The following is a 22281-nucleotide window of genomic DNA, read 5'->3' as shown; positions in this document are numbered from 1 at the left end:
GCTCTCGCCTCACGTCTCGGATCGGACATCACGGAGTCTGCCGGGGCCTCAGCCCGGCAACGGCGTCGGGTCCGGCGACGGAGCCCCGGCCTGCCCGACCTGCTGCCAGCCCCACAGGGTCCGGTCGCCCTCCTGCACCGGGGCCGGGACCGCCCGCGGGTCGTAGGGCTCGACGAGCCGGACCTGGCCCCAGTCGAAGTCCCAGGCACCGGGCAGGTAGGTCGGGACGTAGCGCTGGGCGGCGGTCCGGAGCAGCCAGCCCTGCGGGCCGCCGAACCGGCTGCGGCCCCACTCGTCGGCGACGGTGCGCTGCTGCGGGTCGGCGAGCATCCGGAACACCGGCACGTCGGCGATGCCCCGGTGCACGCCGAAGCGTTGCACGCAGGGGTGCACGAACGACGTCGCCCAGTCCAGGTACGCGGTGCCGCGGGCGGCGATCGTGGTCAGCGGGGTCAGCCGCGGGACCCGGGGCTGGGAGACGGCGACCCACGACCCGGCCCCGATGCCGCGGTCGGACACGATCACCCGCACCCGGTCGGCGTCGGCGGCCGGACGGCCCGCCAGGTCGACGCGCAGGTCCCGCCACGCCTGGCCGCCCGAGGCGCCGCCGGAGTAGTCCGACGTGCTGCTGACGGCCCCACCGGGCTCGATCTCGTCGACGACCGCGCCGTCGCGGGCGAACTGCAGGGTCACGGTGTTGCCGCCGCCGATCGTCCCGGCGACGCCGAGCACCAGCGGCGCGGAGCCGTCGCGGGCCGCGGCGGGCAGCGCGTGCCACACCGAGCGGTAGTCGCCGACGTTCTCCGGGTCCGGCGACCAGCTGCCCATGACCGGCCCAGCCAGCGGGCCGGTACCGGTCACGCCGGGCCGGTCGTCGCCGTCGCCGCTGTTGTCGCGCAGCGACCCCGGTCCGGTCGGGGGCAGGCCGTCGGGCGTGACGCCCTCGGCAAGGGGACCGGGGTCGGGGACACCGGCCGGTTCCGGCGCGACGGGCAGCACGTTCGCGGCCGGGTCGGTCTCGACCTGGATGCGCCCGGCGAGCCCGCAGCGCGACCCGGTCGGGTCGGTCAGGACGTCGGCGCCCAGGGAGTAGGAGCCCGCCTGCTTCTCCATGCCCTTGGCCAGGGAGGCGACCTGGAACAGCACCATGAACGCGCAGATCACCGCGATCGGCGCCGACCCGAGCCGGACGGCCTGGACGGTCCCGATCCGGCCGCGCCGACGCCCGAGGGTCCGCCGGACCGGGCGCGGCACCCCGGAGGTCGAGCGCAGGTGCTCCACCCCGGCGACGACGAGCGACAGGAACGCCAGGACCAGCAGCACCGTGGTCGCCTGGATCCCGCTGACCGACACCGGCTTGTCGAACCACGGCACGCCCCAGTTCGAGACGTACCACCAGGTGTTCGGGCCGCGGAACGCCAGACCGGTCACCGCGAGCACCGCGCCGAGGAACAGCGCCTGGTTGCGTCGCGAGCGCAGCACACCGGTGCTCGTCGCCAGCGCGGCCAGCGCCGCGACGCCCGAGGCGAGCGCGGCGAACGCGCCGAAGTGGTGCGTCCACTTCGTGGGGGTCAGGGCCAGCACCGCGAACGACAGCGCGGTGCTCGTGAGCAGTCGCCGGGAGAACCCGAGCGCGGCGCCCGGGATGCGGCCGCGGCGCAGCAGCACGATCGTCGAGACGATCATGCACAGCCACAGCAGCAGGACGGGGAATCGGCGTTGCAGCGAGCCGTCGCGGCTGTCGCTGAACAGCAGGTCGTAGCGCGCGAGCTCCTGGTACCAGGGCAGGTTCGGGCCGATGTCCTGGCGGACCCGGGTGGCCTCGGCGACGGTGGCGAGGGTCTGGTCGCCGAAGACGGCGGTGAGCACGATCAGACCGGCCGCGAGCAGCGGGCCGAGGGTGGCCGCCCACCCGGTGGTGCGGATCCGCTCGGTGAACAGCCGCAGCAGCGGCCGGGCCGCGGCCAGGAACGGGGCCAGCGCGATGAGACCGGTCGGCGTCGCCGCGACGGCGAACGCCCCCGCGACGAGTGCCCCCGCGACCGGCAGCAGCCGCCGGGTGGCCAGGGCGCGCTCCAGCATCACGAACGACACCAGCGCCGCGATCACGACGACGGTCTCCGGGCGGAGCCCGTTGTTGAACGGCAGCCAGAAGCACAGGAACACCCCGGCCGCGGCCCAGCCCGCGGAGCGGCTGCGCCGGACCCGGGTGCCGAGGCGCGGCAGCAGCGCCCGGCTGATCAGGAACCACGACGCGACGCCCATCGCCAGCGCCGGGACGCGCAGCCACAGCACCGACTCCGAGACCCCGCTCCACAGTGAGTACAGCTGGTAGAACCAGCCGAACGGCGCCTCGGGGACGTCGAACCAGCGGTGGTAGTTGCCGATGTAGCCGGCGGTGTCGTTGCCACGGGAGATGTCGAGGATGTAGCCGTCGTCGCTGGTCATCGACCCGATGAGGGCCCACACGACCAGCACGCCGACGACGACGGCGTCGCGCAGGTCGTCCTGCCCGCGCAGCCGGCGCGCCAGCCGGCGGCCGTGCACGACGCGGCGGGCGTCGGCGTCGTCGATCCGGCGCAGGAAGAACAGCGAGCCGAACAGCGCGACGATCGCGACACCGCCCGCGACGAGCTTGAGCGTCGAGGCGTCGGTGTCGTAGCGGTTGTCGGTGTCGAACCGGACGCTCGTGCCGCCCATCGGGTCGCGGGCCGCGTCGAGGTCGGAGTGGATCCCGGTGAGCTGCGGACGGCCGTCGCCGGCGAACTCGTAGAGCGTGGCCCCGCCCAGGGTCGCCGTCGTCGCGTCGAAGTCCGAGGTGAACGTGAGCGCGCAGGGCGCGCCCGGCGGGGGCAGCGGCGCGGTGGCGATGCGCTGACCGCGGTTGTCGAGGGTGACCACCCCGTCGGCGACGGCGATGCGCAGCCCGACCGTGTCGCCGTCCGGGGCGCCGGTGGGCGTCGTGGACAGCACGGTCGCGCGGCCGGGCCCGCGGTCGTCGAGGCTGCGGATCGCGTCGCAGCCGATCGTCGCCGTCAGGCTCTCCGGCCGGTACGCGACCAGGGGGGCGTTCAGCGGCGCGGTGCCGGTCGTGGCGTTCGGCCAGCTGACGGTCGCCGTGTTCTGCACGACCGGCAGGAACGGGATCGCCAGCGCCAGCACCGCCGAGAGCAGGCCCAGCACGGCGGCGAGCAGGCGGTCGGTCGGACGCGACCGGCGGTCGGTGGGGCCGGATCCCGGACGGGGATCCGCCTCCGTGTCGGCGGTCAGCACACGCCCGAGGCTAGACGCCACCCGGTGATCAACTGTGATCCCCCCGTGACCCCCGGCCGTCCACCCGTCCGGCGTAGTCCACCCACCCGGGTTCTCAAGGTCGATCACTCCGGGTTCTGATCACTATATGTGATCAGCTGCGACATTCGGGCACTGTTCGGGTGTCACCGGTGACGGTGGTGATCTCGCCTCGTTGGCCCCGGTGTGAGCATCTGCACCGATTCGCGAGCGACGGCCGACGACCCGGCCACCGCCGCGTCCGCCGCCGGCGGAACCACTCCCGAACAGGATGGTTCGTCCGTCCGATGTGGAGGCAACGGTGGCGGTGAGGTGCTCGCGCTGACGGGGCTGCGGATCGTCGCCGCGCTCTGGGTCGTCGCGTTCCACTTCCACTTCACCCCGATGGCGGGTGTGGAGACGGTGAACGGCTGGCTCGGACCGCTGATCACACAGGGTGCGCTCGGCGTCGACCTGTTCTTCGTCCTGAGCGGCTTCGTCATCGCCTGGACCTACCTCGACCGGCTCGGCCCGCGGCTGCGACTGCGGGACGCGGGCGGGTTCGTGTGGGCCCGCGCGGCGCGGATGTGGCCCGCCTACGCGGTGGTGTTCCACCTCTTCGGCGTGTGGCTGGTGGCGCGACTGCTGTTCGGGTCGACGACCGACGTCGCCTACCAGGCGGTGCAGCCGTCGATCGGCGTCGGCGCGTGGCTCGAGCAGCTGTTCCTGGTGCAGATGTGGGACGAGCAGTACCTCGACGGCGCGTCCTGGGTCGGCCCGACGTGGTCGATCAGCGCCGAGTGGCTGGCCTACCTGCTGTTCCCGCTGCTGGCGCTCGGGTTCTTCCGGCTGCGGAACCTGCCGTTCGGGGTGCTGGCGGCGGGGTCGCTGCTGTGCACCGCGCCGATGGCGGCCGCGTTCCTCGTGGTCGGGTCGCCGTACTACCCCTACAGCTGGCTGGTCCGGATCCTCGGCGGGTTCTCCGCCGGTGTCCTGGCGATGCTGGCCGTGCGGCGGCTGCGCACCACCGAACGGGTCCGCTCCTCGGCCTCGGCGACGGCGACGGCGACCGTCGCCGCGGTGCCGTTCGTCCTCCTGGCGGGGTCCGTCGTCGGCGGCGGGCTGCACGGCCTGGCCGTCGTCGCCTTCCCGGTCCTGGTCGGAGCCCTCGCGCTCGCCGACCGCGGACCGGTGCACCACCTGCTGACCCGTGGCCCGATGGTGCACGGAGGGCGGATCTCCTACGCCCTCTACCTGGTCCACATCCCGATGTTCGAGATCTTCTGGTTCCTGAGCGACTCCGGTGTCCTCCCCCGCGGCGGGGAGACGGGGCACCTGATCGCACTCACCGTCTTCGTGGGGACTCTGCCCGTGGCACACCTGCTGTACTCGCTCGTCGAACGTCCCGCGCGCCGGTGGATGCGGGGCCGGACCCGGCCCGCCCCCGAGGCCGTCGAGGCGGTCGTCGCCCCCGACCCGGTCCCGGCCGCCCGCCGCGTCGTGGACAACGACGCGGCGCGCCGTGACCCGGAGACCTCCGTGCTGCCGATGATCACCGACGAGCCGGTGACCTCGGTGCTGCCGGTCGTGTCCGCCGCCCCGGTTACCGCCGGTCCCGCCGCCGCGGCTCCGGCCGTGCCCGCCCGGCGGATGGCGCCGCGGTCCGTGCCGTCGCAGCCGTCGGCCCCGGCGCAGCCGTTCGCGCCGGTCCAGCAGGGCGACGTGCCCTCGGTGACGGAGGCGCTGCCGGTGGTCCGCCGCCGCTCGGCGGGCCCCGCCGTCGCCACGACGTCGGGCTGGACCCCCACCACGGCGCCGGAGCAGGCCCCGGCCGACGACGCGCGGACCGCCGCCCTGCCGGTCGTCCCGCCCGTCGCGGCCCCGTCCGCGCCGGTCGCCGAGCCCGAGCCCACCGCCCCGGCGTCCGAGCCGGCCCCGGCCGACCCGATCGTCGTCCCGGCGCCCGCGCTGCCCACCCGGGCACCGCGACGCCCCGAGGCCGACCCCGCCGACGTGCCCGCCGCGGCCGAGATCGACGTCCCGGCCCGGCCGGTTCGGCCCGGTGGGTGCTCGAGCGCCTGGCCGCGGCCTGCGCCGCCGACTTCGACGGCGCCGGGCGCAGCGACCTGTCCGCCGACCTCGTCGCCGTCGCCCGGATGCGCAGCGGCGGCGCCGGCACCGGCGGGGACCTGTTCACCCCGGTCGTCGAGGGCACCGGCACCACCACCGGTGCCGACCGGATGGAGCGGCTGCGGTCGCTGCACATCGCGGCCCGCGGGCTCGCCGACGACCGCGGTGTCGTCCCGGCACCGCGGGCGATGCGCTCCGCGTCGGCACTGCCCGGCACGCGGACCGGCGCCGAGAACTGCGGGCGGGCCGCCCGTCGTCGCGACGACGCCCACGCCAGCGCCGCGACACCGATCGTCGCCGCCTCCGGTGCCGCCGCGGCCCGTCGCCGCCGGAAGAAGCCGGCGCACGGGGCCTGAGACTCCGCTGGGGAGCGGGTGACACGGCCTTGCCCCCGGACCACCACCGTGGTCCGGGGCACGGCCGCGTCCGCCGATCCTGTCCCGCGGGACAGGAAGACCGGCGGTGGTCCACGCACCGGGGGAGCGGTCCGGTGCCGCCGCATCCCGGTGCCCGGGACGTGACGCCGGTGCCCGGACACCGCGGCACGCCGCGTCGGCGACAATGGACGGGCCCGCCCGTCGCGACCAGGACGGGCCCCGCCCACCGACGCGATGGACCGATGATCCCCACGACCCCGCCCCTCGCCGACCTGCCCGAGCCCGCCGGTGCCGCACCGCCGGAGCGGGCCGCGCTGCACTGGTACCTGCGCCTGGCCCGCCACCACCTGGGCCGCGGCCCCTACCTCGACGTCGCGGGTGCCGGCGGGGTCCTGCTCGCCGGGCTGGCCCGGCTCGGCCCGGTCTCGGGGCTGGCCGGCTCGGAGGCCGAGGCCGGGGCGATGCGTGCGGGCGCGCCGGGATGCCCCGTGCACCTGACCCTGGATGCCCTGCCGGGGCCGGTCGCGTCGCTGACCGCGGTGGAGGTGCTCGACCGGCTCCCGGACGCGGCGCTGGCCGGTGACCTCGGCCCGGGCGGCTGGTTCCAGGCGCTCGAGCCGGGCGGGTGCGCACTCGTCGTCGCCGCCGACGCCGAGGGCCGCGGCCGGGAGCTGGCCGGTGCCCGCTGGGTGCCGCCCCGCGTCCCGCGCGGGCACCTGCGGATCCGGGAGATCCTCGTCGACGCCGGGTTCGAGATCGTCCGGGAGGGCTCCGACGGGCTGACCCGCGGCCCCTACGGCGGTGTCCCCACCTGGGCCGACCCGCGTCTGGCCGCGACCCGTGCGCAGCGGTCAGCGGGGCGCCTCACGTGCGAGGTGGGCGCAGGGGAGCGCGCGGTGATCATCGCGAGGAGGCCGGCGGCGCCGTAGCGTGCAGGGCATGAGCGATGTGCTGCCACTCGGGCCCGACGAGCTGCTCAGCACCACCCGATCGGTCCGCAAGCGCCTGGACCTGGAGCGTCCGGTGCCGCTGGAGGTGGTCCGGGAGAGCCTCGAGGTCGCGTTGCAGGCCCCGAGCGGCTCCAACCAGCAGGGATGGCACTGGCTGGTGCTCACCGACGCCGAGAAGCGCAAGGCCGTCGGCGAGTACTACCGGAAGGCGTTCACCGCCTACCGGAACTCCTCGCAGTACCCGACGACCCGCTCCCACGGCGACGCCGACCGCGACGCCACCCAGCTCCGCGTCGCGGACAGCGCGCAGTACCTCGCGGACCGGATGGGGGAGGTCCCGGTGCTGGTCATCGGCGCGATGAACGCGGAGGCCGAGCTGCCGGCGTCGAACCAGGCCGGGATGTGGGGGTCGCTCCTCCCGGCCGCGTGGAGCCTGCAGCTCGCGCTGCGTGCGCGCGGCCTGGGCAGCGCCTGGACGACGCTGCACCTGCAGTACGAGAAGGAGATCGCCGAGCTGCTGGGCATCCCGGAGAACGTGCGGCAGGGCGTCCTGCTGCCGGTCGCGTACTACACCGGCGACACGTTCAAGCCCGCGAAGCGCCAGCCGCTCGACACCGTCCTGCACGTCGACGGCTGGTAGGCCGCCCCCGGATCAGATCGGGAGCCTGCGGAAGATCGGCCGGGGCACGTGGCGCAGTGCGCTCATCACGAAGCGCATCGGCGCCGGTGCCCACACCAGCTCCTTGCCCGTCCGCACCGCGTCGACGATGACGTCGGCGACGGCCTGCGGGGTCGTCGCGAGCGGTGCGGCGTCCAGGCCCTCGGTCATCTTCGAGTGCACGAAGCCGGGCCGGACGATCGTCACGGTCACGCCGAACTCGCGCAGCGCCTCGGTCAGCCCGGTGTAGAACGCGTCCATCCCGGCCTTGGTGGAGCCGTAGACGAAGTTCGAGCGGCGGGCCCGCTCCCCGGCGACCGAGGAGATCGCGACGAGCGAGCCGTGGCCCTGCTCGCGGAACCGCTCGGCCAGCGCGACCCCGGTGGAGACGGTCGCGGTGTAGTTGACCTGCGCCAGCTCGACGGCGTGGTCGACGTCGGTCCAGGCCTTCTCGTTGTCGCCGAGCAGCCCGAACGCGACGACGGCGACGTCGATGTCCCCGCCCGCGAAGGCCTTCTTCACGACCTCGGGGTGGGTCTCGATGCTTCTGGCGTCGAACTCGATGGTCTCCACGCCGCACCCGAGCGCCTCGAGCTCGGCGCGGGCGACGTCGAGCCGGGGGCCGGGGCGGGCGGCGAGCACGACCCGCAACGGGCGGTCCGCGGCGAACGCGCGCACGGTGGCCAGGCCGATCTCGGAGGTGCCGCCGAGGAGCAGGATGCTCTGCGGATTGCCGACTGCGTCGATCATGATGGTGCTGGCTCCGGACGTCAGAGGGTCAGTGCGAGGCGGCGGGACATGTCGGAGGCGAAGACGCCGGTCGGGTCGACGCCGTCGCGGATCGCCTTCCACTCGGCGAACCGCGGGTAGCCGGCGGCGAAGGCCTCCGGCGACGTGCGCGACTCCTTCGCCAGGTACAGCCGCCCGCCGGCGGCCAGCACCATCTCGTCGAGCTCCGTGCAGAACCGGGACAGCCCGTTCGCGATCGGGAAGTCGACGGTGATCGTCCAGCCCTTGGTCGGGAACGACAGCGGTGCGTCGTTGCCCGCGCCGAAGCGCTTGAACACGTTCAGCCCGGACTTGTGCGGCGACGCCGCGATCTTCTCGAGGATGCGGCGCAGCTCGGTCTCCGCCCCCATCGGGACGACGAACTGGTACTGCAGGAAGCCCTTCGAGCCGTAGACCCGGTTCCAGTCCCCGAACACGTCGAGCACCTGGTAGAAGGCCGTGATGTTCTGCACCGAGCCGCGCTGGCGCTTCGGGGCCTTGCGGAACCACAGCTCGGAGAACGCGGTCAGCGACAGCTTGTTGGCCAGCCCGTTCGGGAAGACGTCGGGGAAGGTCAGCAGCTGCGGCGCGTCGAACTTCAGCGGCTCGGACCGCAGCTTCGCGGGGAGCTGGTCGACGGTCGCGAGCGAGCCGCGGGTCAGCACCGAGCGGCCCATCCGGGCGCCGGTCGCGGTGGTGTCGAACCAGGCGGCCGAGTAGCCGTAGGTGTCGTCGGAGCCGTCGGTGAGCAGCTCCAGCAGGCCGTCGAGGTCGTCGGTGCGATCGGTGTCGACCACGAAGTACGCCGACTCGGTCCGGTGCAGCCGCACCCTGGCCCGCACGATGACGCCGGTCAGGCCCATCCCGCCGACGGTCGCCCAGAACAGCTCCGAGTCCGGCCCGGACGGGGTCAGCTCGCGGACCGAGCCGTCCGCGGTCACCAGCGCCAACCACTCGACGTGGTTGCCGAAGCTGCCCTTGGTGTGGTGGTTCTTGCCGTGCACGTCGGCGCCGATCGCCCCGCCGATCGTGACCTGGCGGGTGCCCGGCAGCACCGGGACCCACAGCCCGAGCGGCAGCGCGGCGCGCATGAGCTGGTCCAGGCTGACGCCCGCGTCCACGTCCGCGACGCCGGTGTCCGGGTCGATGGCGTGGATCCGGCTCAGGCCCGGCATGTCGAGGACGACACCGCCCGCGTTCTGCGCCGGGTCGCCGTAGGACCGGCCGAGCCCGCGGGCGATCACGCCGCGCTCGCCCGCCGTGCGGACGGCCTCGGCCACGTCCTCGGCGTCGCGCGGGGTGAGGAGCTGGGCGACCGTCGGCGCGGTCCGTCCCCAGCCGTGCAGGAAGGCGGTCCGCCGCGCCGGGGCGTCGGTCCTGGTGCTGCTGGGAACGGTCGTGTCCGTCATCGTCGCCAGGGTAGCGAGGGCCACCGACGACGACGGGTGCGACCCTGGGCGGGTGCTCGACGAGCGGCAGGTCCGCCTCCCGCTGCCCCCGGCACGGCGCCGGGGCGCGACCGCGGGGCTGTACGTGCTGCTCGGGCTCGGCTACCTGCTGGTCTCGCTGTGGCTGCAGCGCCGGGTGCTCGCCGCCCCGGGCGGTCTGCTGATCGGGCACGTCACCGCCGACGCCGACATGTTCGCCTGGTGGCTCCACTGGTTCCCGTTCGCCGTGACGCACGGGGAGAACCCGCTGGTCACCGACTGGATGCACTGGCCGTACGGGCTCAACGCGCTGTGGAACACCGCGGTGCCGCTGCTGGCGCTGGCGCTCGCCCCGGTGACCCTGGTCGCGGGCTCGGTGACCGCGTTCAACGTCGGGCTGGTCCTCGGCCCGGTCGTGTCCGGACTGGTCCTGGTCGCCGCGCTCGGCCCGTACGTCGGCGCGGGCACCCGCGGCTGGGTCGCCCGCGGGATCGCCGGCGCGCTGTACGCGTTCTCCCCGTTCCATCTGGCGCACGCGATCGCCGGGCACCTCAACCTCACGTGGTCGCTGCTGCCGCCGCTGCTGCTGCTCGTCGCGCACCACCTGTTCGCGCGCGGCCCGCTGCGTCGCCCGTGGCTCGTGGGGGCGCTGACCGGACTCGCGCTGGTCGGGCAGCTCGTCCTCTACACCCAGACCCTCGCCATCGGCGTGATCTTCCTGGTCGTCACCGCGGTGGTGCTCGCGCTGCGGTTCCCCCGCCGGGTCCGCGCGCACCTGCCGGGGCTGGTCCGGGCCGGCCTGGCCTGCGTCGGGGTGTTCGTGGTGCTCGGCGCCTATCCGCTGTACCTGGTGCTGGCCGGGCCGAACCGCCCGCGCGGCGCGATCCGCAACGTGCACGCCACCGGCGCGGACCTGGCGAACCTGCTCGTCCCGACGCGGCTGACCGCCGTCCGGGCGGTGCCCGACGGCGCGGGCACCGAACTCGGCGGCCACATCGGCGAACAGGGCGGCTACGTCGGCGTCGCCGTGCTGGCGCTGGTCGTCGTCGCGGTGCTGGTCGTCCGGTCGACGACGCTGCGGGTCGTCGCCGCGGTCGGGTTCCTGTCCTGGGTCGCCTCGCTCGGCACGAGTGTCGTGCTGCTGGGCGACTACACGGGGATCCCGCTGCCCTGGCTCGGGTTCGCCGAGGTCCCGTTGCTGTCGGAGGTCGAGCCGGTCCGGATCCAGGTGGTGACGGCGCTGTGCGTCGCCGTCGTGGTCGCGCTGTGGGTGGACCGGATGCCGCTCGACACCCCGGCGACGGCGGTCGGTGCCGTCGCCCTGGCCGCGCTGGCGGTGGTGTCCTGGCTGCCCGCCGACGCCCAGGAGGTCCGGCCCGCGCCGGTACCCGCCTTCTTCGCGGCCGGGGCGGCGCCGCTGGGCCCGGCCGACGTCGTCGAGATCTACCCGCGGATCACCGCGGCCTGGGACGACGGCGCGCAGGGCCTGCGCTGGCAGGCCGCCTCCGGCCCGTCGTTCCGCATCCGCGGCGGCTACTTCATCGCCTCCGATCCCGAGGACGACGTCGCCATCCAGTCCCGCTGGAACCGGTACCAGATCGGGGCGCAGTGGGTCGCCGACGGCAAGAACGACCCCAGCGACGACTACACCGCCGCCGCCCACCGCGAGCTGCGCGACCTGGGGATCACCGCGGTCGCGTTCGTCCCCGGGTACGCCGGCGGCGACGAGGCCCGTGCGCTGGCCTGGACCCGGCGGGTCACCGGCGACCCCGGCCGGTTCGACGGCGGGGTGTGGCTGTTCCGGCTGCCGGACGCCGCACCCGTCGGATAGGTGTTTACCCTGGTGGGGTGACCGGTGCGCGGCTACCCGGAGAGGGTCGGGAGATCAGGATCTCCGACGCCGACCGCGAGCGCGCCGCGACGCGGCTCAACCGTGCGATGGCCGAGGGCCGGATCTCGGTCGAGGAGCTGCAGGAGAGGCTGTCGGTCGTCTACGGCGCCCGGTTCGGTTCCGAGCTGCTCCCCGTACTGTCCGACCTGCCCGGGGACCCGCTGGACCTGTCCGCGGACGTCCTGGCCACCCCGGTCGGCCCGCCCACGGTGCTGCGCGGCGGTGTCGGCGGGGTCAAGCGCCGCGGCGACTGGGCGGTCCCGGCCCGGCTGCGGGTGCAGACCTCGCTCGGCCCGGTCCTGCTGGACTTCTGCGACGCGCAGCTGCCCATGCCCGTCGTCGAGGTGGAGCTGGAGCTCGGCGCCGGGTCGGCCCGGCTGCTGGTCCCGGAGAACGCCACCGCCGACGTCGACGGCCTCGTCTCCCAGTACGGCTCGGTCCGTTCGAAGATGCCCAGCCGGGCCGTCCACGGCCGCCCGCACTTCCGCGTCTACGGCCGGACGGCCGCCGGCTCGGTCACGGTGCGGACCCGCTACACCTTCGCCGGCCGCCACTTCTGAGCGCCGCCACCGGGCTCACCGGAAGCGGCGCCCCTCGTCGCGGCGGTACGCCCAGCCCACCAGCAGCGCCAGCCCGACCGTCCACACCGCGAACGCGCCCAGCGCCAGACCGCTCGGGACCGGCCCGCCGAGCGACCAGAGCAGCAGGTCACGGGCCCCGCGGGTGGGCAGCACCTCGGTCGCGCGGGCCAGCCAGCCGGGGAACAGCTCCGGCGGCAGCAGCAGGCCGCCACCGAACGCCATCGGGAAGAACGCCAGCTGGGTCACCGGCAGCGCGGCCTTGGTCGGCAGCGAGTAGCCGATCGCGAGCCCACCGAACAGGAACGGCAGCCCGGCCACCAGGAGCGTCACGAACGCGAACGGCAGCCGCGCCGGTTCCACGTACGCCGGCGTGAGCAGGGCCCCCAGCACGACCACCGGCAGCATCCCGAGCAGCGCGAACAGCACCCCGACCGCGAGCCTGCCGACCACCCGCGCCGACGCGGGGGCGGGCAGCGTGCGCAGGTAGGGATCCCACGGCTTCTCGCGGTCGTCGGCGACGCCCACACCGAAGGTGAACAGGAACCCGCTGAGCACGCCGAACAGTGCGAGCTGGGCGACCGAGCGGGTCACCGCGACCGGGTCGTCGCCCCAGTCGAACGGCAGCACGAAGAAGCACAGGGTCAGGGCCGGGAACAGCGCGGTGGACAGCACCGCGACGGGGATCCGCAGCTGCTCCAGGATCAGGTAGCGGGCGTGCGCTGCGGCGATGCTCACGACGGGCCTCCGGTCAGGGTCAGGAACGCGTCCTCCAGCGACGCCCGGGACACCGACAGGCCGGTGAAGGGCACGTCGTGCCGGACGAGGGTGCGGACCAGCTCGTCGGCGTCGGCGGTGTGCAGGGTGACGAGGTCGCCGTCGCGCTCGGTCCGCTCGACGCCGGGCAGGTCGGGAAGGGTCGCCGCGCGGAAGGACACCCGCCCCACCCGGACGGCTCCGCGGACGGCGTCGACGTCGCCGTCGGCGCGGATCCGCCCGCCCGCCAGGACGACGACGCGCTCGGCCAGCGACTCGATCTCGTCGAGGTAGTGGGTGGTCAGCAGCACCGTCCCGCCGCCGGCGTGGAACGCGCGCACGGTGTCCCACAGTGCGCGGCGGCCCTCGACGTCCAGGCCGGTCGTCGGCTCGTCGAGCAGCACCAGCCGACCCCGGCCGACGAACGCGAGCGCGAGCGCGAGGCGGCGCTTCTGGCCGCCGGACAGCCCGCCCGCCTGGCGTCGTTCCAGCCCGTCGAGGCCGAAGCGCCCCAGCAGCTCACCGGCACCGACCGGGTCGGGGAAGTGGGCGCCGACGAACCGGACGATCTCCCCGACGCGCAGTGTGTCGGGCAGCCCGGTCTGCTGCGGGGTGGTGCCCAGCGCGACCCGGTTCGCCGCGTCACGCGGGTCCCCGCCGAACAGCCGCACCGTGCCGGTGTCCGGTCGGCGCAGCCCGGACACGAGGTTGACAAGCGTCGACTTGCCCGCCCCGTTCGGTCCGAGCAGGCCGGTCAGGCTGCCGGGCTCCAGGACGAGGTCGACGTCGTCGAGGGCGACGGTGTCGCCGTAGCGGCGGGTCACCCCGTGCAGCTCCACCGGTGCGGTCACGACGGCACCTCCGACGGGTCGGCCGCCGGGTCGAGCAGCGCCCGCAGCGCGGCCGTGTAGTCCTCGAAGGCCCGCCTGCCCGTTCTCGTCAGTTCGACAAAGGTCACCGGGGTGCGCCGCTGGTGGGTCTTGGTGATCGCGACGTAGCCCGCCTCCTCCAGCTTGCGCAGGTGGGTGGACAGGTTGCCCGCGGTCATGCCGAGCAGCTCCTGCAGCCGCGGGAAGGTCATGCGGTCGCCGTCGTCGAGGGCGGCGAGGGTGGCGGTGACCCGCAGCCGGGCCTGGGCGTGGATGACGGGGTCGAGCTCGGTCACCGGACCGCCCGCGCCCGTGTCCACAGCCCGGTGGCGACCAGGGCGCCACCGCCGACGACCGCCAGTGTCAGCGCGTGCCACGGCGCCGGGACGAACGGCAGCGCCGCGCCGAGCACCAGCAGGCCGAGCCCGAGCGCGTAGTCCGGGATGTTGCGCCAGACCGCGGCCCCGACCGCGAACAGGCCGCCGGTGACGAACACGAACAGCGCGGGCATGGCGAACCCGACCGGCGCCCCGAGCCGGCCCAGACCGACCGTCAGCGCGACGACCCCGATCATCGCCACCGGCCACACCCAGCCGTAGAGGGCGCCGTGCAGCTGGCTCGGCCCGGTGACGCCGCGTCCCATCCGGGCGCCGACCAGGCCGCTGGCGATCGACCCCCCGGCGATCGCCAGCCCCGTGAGGACGCCCGCGGTGGCCGCGGTGACCGCGCCGGTCCCGTTCGCGAACCAGGCGAGCCCGATGACCGCCCAGGCCGCGCCCCAGATCAGATAGAAGATCCAGTACGGCGGGATCTGCCGGGCCTGCTCACGCTCGATGATCGCGAGCGCGTCGGCCGGTGAGCGCGGCGGCTGGTCGTCGACGTCGGTGTCCGTCCGGTCCTGCATGCTTCCCCCACTGCCAACTGGTTTGCTCTGTCGCTCACTTTGTACTGCAAAGTGCATTGCCTTGTCCACGGTCGAGAACGGATCGGCAGCTCGGAGGGGCACGGCCTGCGCTCCGGTGGGTCGACGCGGTCGTTGCGGCGTGCGCCGCTACCCTCGATGGGTGACCGCCACCGAGCCCACCCGGGCCGAGCCCCCGGCCACCGGTCCGGCCGACGGCCCGGCCCCGCGCCTCGGCCTCGTCCGCCAGCTGGGCAGCTTCGTCGCGATCGGTGTGCTCTCCGCGATCGTCGACTTCGGCGTCTACCACCTGCTCCTGAACGCGGGCCTGTGGGTGCCGTTCGCGAAGGGCATCAGCTTCATCCTCGGTACGACGACGGCGTACCTGCTCAACAAGCGCTTCACCTTCACCGGCGCGAACACCGGCGGCCGCGCGAGGTTCGCCGGCTTCGTGGCCCTCTACGGCACGACCTTCGCCGTGAACGTCGGTGTGAACTCCCTGGTCCTGCACCTGCTGCCACCGCTGACCTACGACACCAGCCTCGCCTGGCTGGTCGCGCAGGGCACCGCCACCGCGATCAACTTCGTCATGCTGCGCTGGGTCATCTTCAAGAACTGACCCCGCATCGAGCGTGGCGACCGGTCACGTCGCGCGGCGACCGCCGCGTGGGGTGCCACGCGACGTGACGGGGTGCCGTGTGGTCCCGAGACCGTGGGCGAGGCGGGCGACCATGCTGCCGTCGGCGAGGTCGGACCAGACCCATCGCACGACGGTCAGGCCCGCGGAACGGATGAGGTCCTCCCGCCGCTTCTCCTCCCAGAGCACCTCACGGAGATCCTGACCGGACCGCAGCGAGCGGCCGTACTTGACCCGGCCGTCGAACTCCCCGACCACTCCGTGCTCCGGCCAGGCGAAGTCGGTGCGGAACGGCAGACCGGGGACCTCCCACTGGGTCGCCGGGGCCGGGAGGCTCGCGAGGTGCATCCGGAACCGGCTACGCGATTCACCGGGGCTCTCGGAGCGGGCGTCCGCCAGCGCGATGACACGCCGTGCCGCGGGCGTACCGACGCGTCCGCCGAACCGGGAGAGCACCTCGGACAGCTCGTCGACCGTTGTCGCGCCGGCCGGCCGGGGCTCGGACCGTGGTCGCGGCCGGACGTACTGGTGCAGGGCCGCATCGACCGTCACCAGCGTCTGCTCGGCAGGTACCGTCCGAGCCAGGTCGACGAGTGTCCGGGCCGGCGAGGTGACCAGCAGGCCGTCGAGCTCGCGGACGTCGTCGGCCGGTAGCGGAGCCCGGTGCACGGAGGTGCCATGGCGGTTCCGGCCGCCACCGGTGCTGCGTTCCCGTACGGCGTGCACCCGATCGAGAGGCAGGTTCCAGACCGGGAGCCCGAGGACGAGGGCCGCGGTGACATGGCCGAGGACCGAGCCGGGAGCGAGGTGCGGCGCGGTGGCCCGGGCTCGGAGCAGGTGGGCCTGCACCGGCGAGCGCGGTTGGTCGTCACCGAGCCGGTAGGAGCCCCGCCGGACCGGGACGAGCACGCGGGCGCGGACGAGGCGGTCGATCTCGTCGACGGCGAGGCCGGCGCCCAGCAACGCCGACCGGTGCAGGAGCCCGGCCGGATCCGGAGGCACGTGGTCGAGGCGATCCATGCCCCCGACACTGCCGCCGCCCGGCGCCGGCCACCGACATCCCCACCGCCCTGTGGATGAACCTGCCGGTTGTGGACAGGTTCGTGGCGACCCGTCACATCCCGCGGCACCCGCCGCGGTGGTCGCCGCACGACGTCACCGGTCGCCACGCCAGATCGTGGGCTGTGGGGGCGACGGTCAGGGGGCGCGGTGGAACTGCTCGCGGCGGCCCTGGCGGAGCAGGGTCAGCCAGTCGCGGAAGGCGCGCGGGTCGCGTTTCGTCACCAGGAAGTACCAGGCGAACCTCGGCAGCTCCAGGAGGCCGATCCTCCGCATCCCGGGCTGGGACATCAGGTAGCCGCGGTTGCGGTAGGTGTAGTAGCGCTTGACCTCGTCGCCCGGGTCCTGGGCGTGCAGCCGCCCGCCCAGCATCGGCTTGAACTCGTCGGAGCCGTAGGGGTGCAGGTAGGTGGCCTGCAGGGCGGTGCCGAAGGGCAGCCCGGACCGGACCATCCGGCGGTGCATCTCCACCTCGTCGCCGCGGACGAACAGGCGCAGGTCCGGCACCCCGATGACCTCCAGCGTGGAGGCCCGGAAGAGGGCGCCGTTGAAGAACGAGGCGATCCCGGGGAGCAGGTCGTCGGGGCCCAGCGCCGAGCGGGACCGGTGCCAGGTGACGCCGCGGCGCAGCGGGAAGGCGAGGCGGTCCGGGTCGGCCTTGTCGGCGACCACCGGTGACACCGCGGCGAGCCCGTGCCGCGACGCGACGTCGAGCAGCGTGGCGAGGGTGGACTCGTCGGCGGCGTGGCCGTCGTCGTCGGCCAGGAAGATCCACTCCGCGCCCATGGCGAGTGCGTGCAGCATCCCCAGGGCGAAACCGCCCGCGCCGCCGAGGTTGGACCACGAGGGGAGCCACGTCGTCGGCAGCGGACAGGCCTCGACCGCGTCACGCGCGGGCAGGTCAGGCCCGTTGTCGACGACGATCAGGTGCGCCAGCGGGTGGGTCTGCTTCGCCATCGCCGCGAGCGAGTCGACGAGCAGCTCGGCCCGGTGCCGCGTGACGACGACGCCGACGACCGAGCCGGGCGGGAGCGGTCCGGTCACGACGGGGTCCGCCCCTTGTAGTGGTCGAGGACCTCGTGCAGCGGGCCGTACTCCTTGATCGTCCCGTGCTCCATCCACAGCGCGGTGTCGCACAGGTCGGCGAGGAACTCGTCGGAGTGCGAGGCGAAGACCAGGATCCCGGAGCGGTCGACGAGCTCGTGGAGCCGGTTGCGGGCCTTGTTCAGGAACTCCGCGTCGACGGCGCCGATGCCCTCGTCGAGCAGCAGGATCTCGGGGTCGATCGAGGTGACGACGCCGAGGGCGAGCCGCACCCGCATACCCGTCGAGTAGGCCCGCAGCGGCATCTCCAGGTAGTCGCCCAGCTCGGTGAAGGCGGCGATGTCGTCGATCCGCGCCTCCATCTGCTTGCGCGTCATGCCCAGGAACAGGCCGCGGATCAGGATGTTCTCGTAACCGGAGATCTCCGGGTCCATCCCGACGGCGAGGTCGAACACGGGCGCGACCTTGCCGCGGACCAGCGAGCGACCGCGGGTGGGCTCGTAGATGCCGGCCATCAGCCGCAGGAGCGTGGACTTGCCGGCGCCGTTGTGCCCGACGAGCGCGACGCGGGCGCCCTTGTCCAGGCTGACGGTGATGTCGCGCAGCGCCTCGATGATCGGCACCTTGGCGTCGGTGCCGATCCGGCCGCCCGCCTTGCCGAGGACGGCCTTCTTCAGCGACCGCGTCTTGGCGTCGAAGATCGGGAAGTCGACGGCGGCGCGGTCGATCCGGATGCGGGGTTCAGTCACAGAGGTTCACACCCAGTACGCGACGCGGGAGCGGTAGTTGCGCAGGCAGATCAGGGCCGCGGCCCAGCCGACGATCGTGATCACGCCCGTGACCAGCCAGTACCGGCCGACGATCTCCTGGCCGAGCAGCGGCTGGCGCACGATCTCGACGAAGTGGAAGACCGGGTTCAGCTCGACCAGCTGGGCGCGCTCGCGCGCGGCCGGGTTGTCGCTCAGGATGTCGACCGACCAGACGATCGGGGTCAGGTAGAAGACCAGCTGGGTGACGCTGGCGATGATCGGGGGGATGTCCCGGAACCGGGTCGCGAGGATCCCGGCGAGGATCGCGACCCAGGCGCCGTTGACCGCCAGCAGCGCGAACGCCGGGATCGCCAGCAGCGTCGACAGCCCCAGCGGATGCGGGAACACGATCATCAGCACGACCCAGACGACCAGGTTGTGCAGGAAGAACAGCGTCTGCCGCCACACGAGCCGGTAGATGTGCAGGCTCAGCGGGGCGGGCAGGAACTTGATCAGGCCCTCGTTGGCGATGAAGACCTCGCTGCCCTCGAGGATGCAGCCGGACACGAAGTTCCAGATCAGCAGCCCGACGGCGACGTGCGGCAGGAACGTCGCCAGCGAGATCTGGAACAGCGCCGAGTAGAGGATCCCCAGGCCGAGGGCGATGACGCCCATGCTGATCGAGATCCACAGCGGTCCCAGGACGGAGCGGCGGTAGCGCTGCTTGATGTCCTGCCAGCCGAGGTAGCCCCACAGCGGCCGTTGCCGCCAGCCCTGGGCGAGGTCCGCGAAGGCCCGCCGCCAGCTGCGCGGGCTCGACACCTCGGACGGGTCGACGACGTCACCCGGCTCGTCGGTCACGGTCACGGCCACCCGGTGAGGGTACTCAGACGCCGTCCGCGGGCCCGGCAGGGGAGGCCCCGGCCGGGACACCGCGAAACCGCAGGTCGTCGTCGTGCGTCAGAGGTACTGCCCGGTCCCGCGACCCATGCCCTCGGGGACGCCGCCCTGCTCCGGCCCACCGCCGACGCCCGGGGGCAGCCCGCGACGCATCTGCTCCAGCTGCGCCCGCGCGGCCATCTGCTGGGCGAACAACGCGGTCTGGATGCCGTGGAACAGGCCCTCCAGCCAGCCGACCAGCTGGGCCTGGGCGATCCGCAGCTCACCCTCCGACGGGATCGTGTCCGCCGTGAACGGCAGGCTGAGCCGCTGCAGCTCCTCGCGCAGCTCCGGCGCCAGGCCCTCCTCGAGCTCCTTGACGGAGTTCTCGTGGATCTCCTTGAGCCGCTCGCGGGACGCCTCGTCCAGCGGTGCGGCCTTCACCTCCTCGAGCAGCTGCTTGATCATGGTGCCGATCCGCATGACCTTCGCGGGCTGCTCCACCATCGACGCGGGGCTCTGACCCTCGTCGTCCTGCGGAACCGAGGCCATGCCCACCGGACGCCCGTCGGCGCCGACCACCACGACCCGGTCCCCGGGGGTCTCCTGCTCGTCGCTCATGCCCGCCATTCTGGACCCGCCCGCTCAGGAGTTCACGAGCAGGAGCTTGCCGGTCACCCCACCGGCGTCCAGCCTGCGGTGCGCGTCGGCGGCGTCGGACATCGCGAACCGCTCGAAGATCACCGGCTTCACCCGGCCGTCGGCGAACAGCGGCCACACGTTCTCGCGGACCCCGTCGACGATCTCGGCCTTCGAGTGCGGACCGTCGACCGGGCGGCCGCGCAGGCCCATCGCCGAGACGTGGCCGCGCTTGGCCAGCAGCGCGCCGATGTTCAGCTCGGCCTTCACCCCGCCCTGCATCCCGATGATCATCAGCCGGCCGTCGCGGGCCAGCGCGGACAGGTTGTTCGCCAGGCCCTTGGCGCCCATGTTGTCGAGGATGACGTCGGCGCCGTGGCCGTCGGTGGCCTTCTTCAGCTCCTCGGCGATGTCGTCGTGGTAGTCGATGACGATGTCGGCGCCCAGGTCGCGGCAGAACTGCAGCCGGTCGGCGTGGCCCGCGGTGGCGGCGACGCGCGCGCCGAGCGCCTTCGCGACCTGGATCGCGTGCGTTCCGATACCCGACGAGCCGCCCTGGACCAGGAACGTCTCGCCCTCGGCGAGCCGGCCCTCCAGGAACACGTTCGACCAGACGGTGCAGGCGACCTCGGGGAGGCCGCCCGCCTCCTCCAGGGAGACGCCCGCGGGAACGGGAAGCAGCTGCGGGGCCGGGACGGCGACCTTCGTCGCGTAGCCGCCGCCGGCGAGCAGGGCGCACACCTCGTCGCCGACCGACCAGCCGGTCACGCCGTCACCGAGCGCGGCGATCCGGCCCGCGCACTCCAGGCCGAGGATCTCCGACGCGCCGGGCGGGACCGGGTAGTTCCCCTGGACCTGCAGGAGGTCGGCCCGGTTGACGGCCGAGGAGACGACGTCGAGTACGACCTCGCCCGGGCCGGGCTCGGGGTCGGGCACCTCCGCCCACGTCATCTGCTCGGGTCCGCCGTACTCGGTCAGGGTGATCGCCCACATGGGAGCCGACGGTATTCCGTGGCGCGCCCGTCGGCGATCCGGCACGGTCGACCGATGGACGTGCTCCCCGCGCCGATCGACCCGGTGCCCGACCCGTGGCCGATGTCCGGGCTGACCCTGCGGACCCCGCGCCTGGAGCTGCGCGTCGAGGACGACGCGTCGGTCCGGGAGCTGATCGCGGCCGTGCACGAGAGCGGGATCCACCCGTCGTCGGAGATGCCGTTCCGCGTCCCGTGGACCCGGGCCGACCCGCGGCACCTGGGGCGCGGCATCGCGCAGTACGTCTGGTCGAACCGCGCGAGGGCGTCGCCGGACTGGTGGACGCTGCAGTTCGTCGTGCGCGCCGAGGGCCGGGTGGTCGGCCTGCAGGACGTCGTGGGAGACCGGTTCGGCGTGCGTCGCGAGGTCGCGACCGGCTCGTACCTGGTGCGACGGGCGCAGGGGCGCGGCTACGGCACGGAGATGCGGGCCGCGGTGCTGGCCTTCGCCTTCGACCACCTCGGCGCGCTCGTGGCGCGCTCGGAGTACGTCGAGGGCAACCCGAGGTCGGCGGCCGTGTCGGCCCGGCTCGGGTACCGCGACGACGGCACCGCCACGATCGACCACGGCGACGCCCGGGTCACCGAGTACCGGGTGCTGCTCACGCGGGAGGCGTTCGTGCGGCCCGGGTGGGAGCTGTGCGTCGCCGGCTACACCGACGATCTCGCGGGGTTCCTGGCCGCCGATCCGCCGGCCGGGCGGCCCTAGTCGAGGCTGCGCGCGGCGAAGGTGTCGCAGGAGTCGGGGTTGCCGCTCTGCAGGCCGGTGGTGAACCACTTCTCGCGCTGCGCGGAGCTGCCGTGCGAGAACTGCGACTCGTCGACCCGGCCGCCACCCAGGTTGGACTGGATGTAGTCGTCGCCGATCCGGGACGCGGTGTCGAGGGCGGCGTCGATGTCGGACTGGTTCAGCTCGCTGATCAGCGGCCGCCCCGACGGGCCGGGCGTCGTCGTGGCGTGGTTCGCCCAGACGCCCGCGTAGCAGTCGGCCTGCAGCTCCAGGCGCACCGAGCCGGAGGTGGGGCCGGTGTCGTTGCCGGCCCTGCGGTTGGTGCCGAGCAGGTTCTGGATGTGGTGGCCGTACTCGTGGGCCATCACGTAGGCCTGCGAGAACGGTCCGCCCTGCGCACCGAAGCGGGTCTGCAGCTCCTGGAAGAAGGTGAGGTCGATGTAGATCTCGGAGTCGGCCGGGCAGTAGAACGGCCCGCTGTCCGACGAGGCCGAGCCGCAGCCGTCGGTGCTCACTCCACCGGAGAAGAAGTTCGTCCGCGGCGTCGTGAAGCCGGAGGAGAACTGGGTGGCCCAGAAGTCGTCGAGGGAGTTGACGACGGCGACGACGCGGCAGTCCGTCGAGGTGTTCGCCGAGGCGCCGGTGGCGCAGTTCTGCTGCAGTGACGAGTTGTCCGCGGTCTGGCCGGAGCCGACCTGGTCGAGCCCCGGGTAGCCGCCGCCCGCGCCCATGCCGGACATGTCGACGCCCGCGAAGTTCGACAGCAGCAGGTACAGGATGACGCCGACGAGGCCCAGGCCGCCGCCCGCGCCTGCCACCCGGCCGCCGACCCCGCCGCCCCGGCCACCGCCGGATCCGCGCAGGTCGTCCACACCGGACGTGTCGAGCCGGGCGTTCTCGTCGAACCGCACGTCGTCCTCCCGAGATGAGACCGGGGG

General features: G+C 73.8%; 21 protein-coding genes. 7 read left to right on the top strand and 14 right to left on the bottom strand.

Translation table 11 applies throughout. The features are described 5' to 3' along the window. Positions 1-48: 48 nt before the first annotated feature. Positions 49-3273 carry an arabinosyltransferase domain-containing protein gene (locus AC0GKK_RS14855; protein ID WP_489881879.1) on the bottom strand — a complete coding sequence of 1075 codons (3225 nt, stop codon included), beginning with the start codon at positions 3271-3273 and terminating at the stop codon, positions 49-51. Between the two features lie 330 nt (positions 3274-3603). Here AC0GKK_RS14855 and AC0GKK_RS14850 point away from each other — a divergent pair, with 330 nt between their 5' ends. The 3 genes from AC0GKK_RS14850 to AC0GKK_RS14840 all read left to right on the top strand — a co-directional run bounded on the left by AC0GKK_RS14850 (position 3604) and on the right by AC0GKK_RS14840 (position 7367). Continuing rightward, on the top strand, positions 3604-5778 hold the full coding sequence (locus tag AC0GKK_RS14850; RefSeq protein ID WP_489881878.1) for an acyltransferase family protein: 2175 nt from the start codon (positions 3604-3606) through the stop codon (positions 5776-5778). A 241-nt stretch (positions 5779-6019) separates the two neighbouring features. Next, positions 6020-6706 (top strand): class I SAM-dependent methyltransferase, encoded by a 687-nt coding sequence (locus tag AC0GKK_RS14845; protein ID WP_489881877.1) that lies wholly within the window; start codon positions 6020-6022, stop codon positions 6704-6706. 10 nt (positions 6707-6716) lie between these two features. Next, complete coding sequence (locus tag AC0GKK_RS14840) at positions 6717-7367, top strand: nitroreductase family protein (RefSeq protein WP_489881876.1); 651 nt, start codon at positions 6717-6719, stop codon at positions 7365-7367. A 12-nt stretch (positions 7368-7379) separates the two neighbouring features. Here AC0GKK_RS14840 and dprE2 read toward each other — a convergent pair whose 3' ends face one another. Both dprE2 and dprE1 read right to left on the bottom strand, forming a co-directional pair. Next, positions 7380-8135, bottom strand: coding sequence for a decaprenylphospho-beta-D-erythro-pentofuranosid-2-ulose 2-reductase (gene dprE2, locus AC0GKK_RS14835; protein ID WP_405420457.1), 756 nt, complete (start codon positions 8133-8135; stop codon positions 7380-7382). Positions 8136-8155: 20 nt separating this feature from the next. Further along, on the bottom strand, positions 8156-9562 hold the full coding sequence (gene dprE1 / locus AC0GKK_RS14830; RefSeq protein WP_489881875.1) for a decaprenylphosphoryl-beta-D-ribose oxidase: 1407 nt from the start codon (positions 9560-9562) through the stop codon (positions 8156-8158). 52 nt (positions 9563-9614) lie between these two features. On the opposite strand from dprE1, the gene AC0GKK_RS14825 reads away from it, so the two are divergent. Both AC0GKK_RS14825 and AC0GKK_RS14820 read left to right on the top strand, forming a co-directional pair. Next, a complete protein-coding gene (locus AC0GKK_RS14825; RefSeq protein WP_482636247.1) occupies positions 9615-11411 on the top strand; it encodes a hypothetical protein in 1797 nt (598 codons plus the stop codon). Positions 11412-11428: 17 nt separating this feature from the next. Beyond that, complete coding sequence (locus tag AC0GKK_RS14820) at positions 11429-12031, top strand: DUF1707 SHOCT-like domain-containing protein (protein ID WP_405420450.1); 603 nt, start codon at positions 11429-11431, stop codon at positions 12029-12031. 15 nt (positions 12032-12046) lie between these two features. Here the strand turns inward: AC0GKK_RS14820 and AC0GKK_RS14815 are convergent, their stop codons facing one another. The 4 genes from AC0GKK_RS14815 to AC0GKK_RS14800 are packed head-to-tail and all read right to left on the bottom strand — an operon-like array spanning position 12047 to position 14578. Beyond that, positions 12047-12787 carry an ABC transporter permease gene (locus AC0GKK_RS14815; protein WP_178376629.1) on the bottom strand — a complete coding sequence of 247 codons (741 nt, stop codon included), beginning with the start codon at positions 12785-12787 and terminating at the stop codon, positions 12047-12049. Further along, complete coding sequence (locus AC0GKK_RS14810) at positions 12784-13656, bottom strand: ABC transporter ATP-binding protein (RefSeq protein WP_489881874.1); 873 nt, start codon at positions 13654-13656, stop codon at positions 12784-12786. The genes AC0GKK_RS14815 and AC0GKK_RS14810 overlap by 4 nt, the downstream gene beginning before the upstream one ends. Next, on the bottom strand, positions 13653-13970 hold the full coding sequence (locus AC0GKK_RS14805; protein ID WP_489881873.1) for a transcriptional regulator: 318 nt from the start codon (positions 13968-13970) through the stop codon (positions 13653-13655). Before AC0GKK_RS14805 ends, AC0GKK_RS14810 begins: the two co-directional genes overlap by 4 nt. Next, on the bottom strand, positions 13967-14578 hold the full coding sequence (locus tag AC0GKK_RS14800) for a hypothetical protein (RefSeq protein WP_100879197.1): 612 nt from the start codon (positions 14576-14578) through the stop codon (positions 13967-13969). Before AC0GKK_RS14800 ends, AC0GKK_RS14805 begins: the two co-directional genes overlap by 4 nt. A 160-nt stretch (positions 14579-14738) precedes the next feature. Between AC0GKK_RS14800 and AC0GKK_RS14795 the strand changes: the two genes are divergently transcribed. Beyond that, on the top strand, positions 14739-15194 hold the full coding sequence (locus tag AC0GKK_RS14795) for a GtrA family protein (protein ID WP_179761409.1): 456 nt from the start codon (positions 14739-14741) through the stop codon (positions 15192-15194). A 24-nt stretch (positions 15195-15218) separates the two neighbouring features. On the opposite strand, the gene AC0GKK_RS14790 is transcribed toward AC0GKK_RS14795, so the two are convergent. The 6 genes from AC0GKK_RS14790 to AC0GKK_RS14765 form a co-directional block, all read right to left on the bottom strand. Next, positions 15219-16232 carry a type IV toxin-antitoxin system AbiEi family antitoxin gene (locus AC0GKK_RS14790; RefSeq protein WP_489881872.1) on the bottom strand — a complete coding sequence of 338 codons (1014 nt, stop codon included), beginning with the start codon at positions 16230-16232 and terminating at the stop codon, positions 15219-15221. Positions 16233-16409: 177 nt separating this feature from the next. Next, on the bottom strand, positions 16410-17315 hold the full coding sequence (glfT1, locus tag AC0GKK_RS14785; RefSeq protein WP_073573814.1) for a galactofuranosyltransferase GlfT1: 906 nt from the start codon (positions 17313-17315) through the stop codon (positions 16410-16412). Beyond that, positions 17312-18064, bottom strand: coding sequence for a galactan export ABC transporter ATP-binding subunit Wzt/RfbE (gene wzt / locus AC0GKK_RS14780; protein ID WP_083657998.1), 753 nt, complete (start codon positions 18062-18064; stop codon positions 17312-17314). Before wzt ends, glfT1 begins: the two co-directional genes overlap by 4 nt. 6 nt (positions 18065-18070) lie before the next feature. After that, a complete protein-coding gene (gene wzm, locus AC0GKK_RS14775; protein ID WP_083474460.1) occupies positions 18071-18937 on the bottom strand; it encodes a galactan export ABC transporter permease subunit Wzm/RfbD in 867 nt (288 codons plus the stop codon). Positions 18938-19024: 87 nt separating this feature from the next. Further along, a complete protein-coding gene (locus tag AC0GKK_RS14770) occupies positions 19025-19573 on the bottom strand; it encodes a bacterial proteasome activator family protein (protein ID WP_224403916.1) in 549 nt (182 codons plus the stop codon). Positions 19574-19588: 15 nt separating this feature from the next. Then, positions 19589-20575, bottom strand: a complete 987-nt coding sequence (locus AC0GKK_RS14765) for an NAD(P)H-quinone oxidoreductase (RefSeq protein WP_346102419.1) — start codon at positions 20573-20575, stop codon at positions 19589-19591. Positions 20576-20629: 54 nt separating this feature from the next. Here AC0GKK_RS14765 and AC0GKK_RS14760 point away from each other — a divergent pair, with 54 nt between their 5' ends. Further along, positions 20630-21322, top strand: coding sequence for a GNAT family N-acetyltransferase (locus AC0GKK_RS14760; protein WP_482636250.1), 693 nt, complete (start codon positions 20630-20632; stop codon positions 21320-21322). On the opposite strand, the gene ypfJ is transcribed toward AC0GKK_RS14760, so the two are convergent. Then, positions 21319-22254 carry a KPN_02809 family neutral zinc metallopeptidase gene (gene ypfJ, locus AC0GKK_RS14755; protein ID WP_251783211.1) on the bottom strand — a complete coding sequence of 312 codons (936 nt, stop codon included), beginning with the start codon at positions 22252-22254 and terminating at the stop codon, positions 21319-21321. The two genes, AC0GKK_RS14760 and ypfJ, sit on opposite strands and share 4 nt — an antisense overlap. Between the last annotated feature and the right edge of the window lie 27 nt (positions 22255-22281).

Source organism: Pseudonocardia sp. P-1 (genome assembly GCF_058111925.1).
This window is presented reverse-complemented; position numbering and strand designations above follow the sequence as displayed.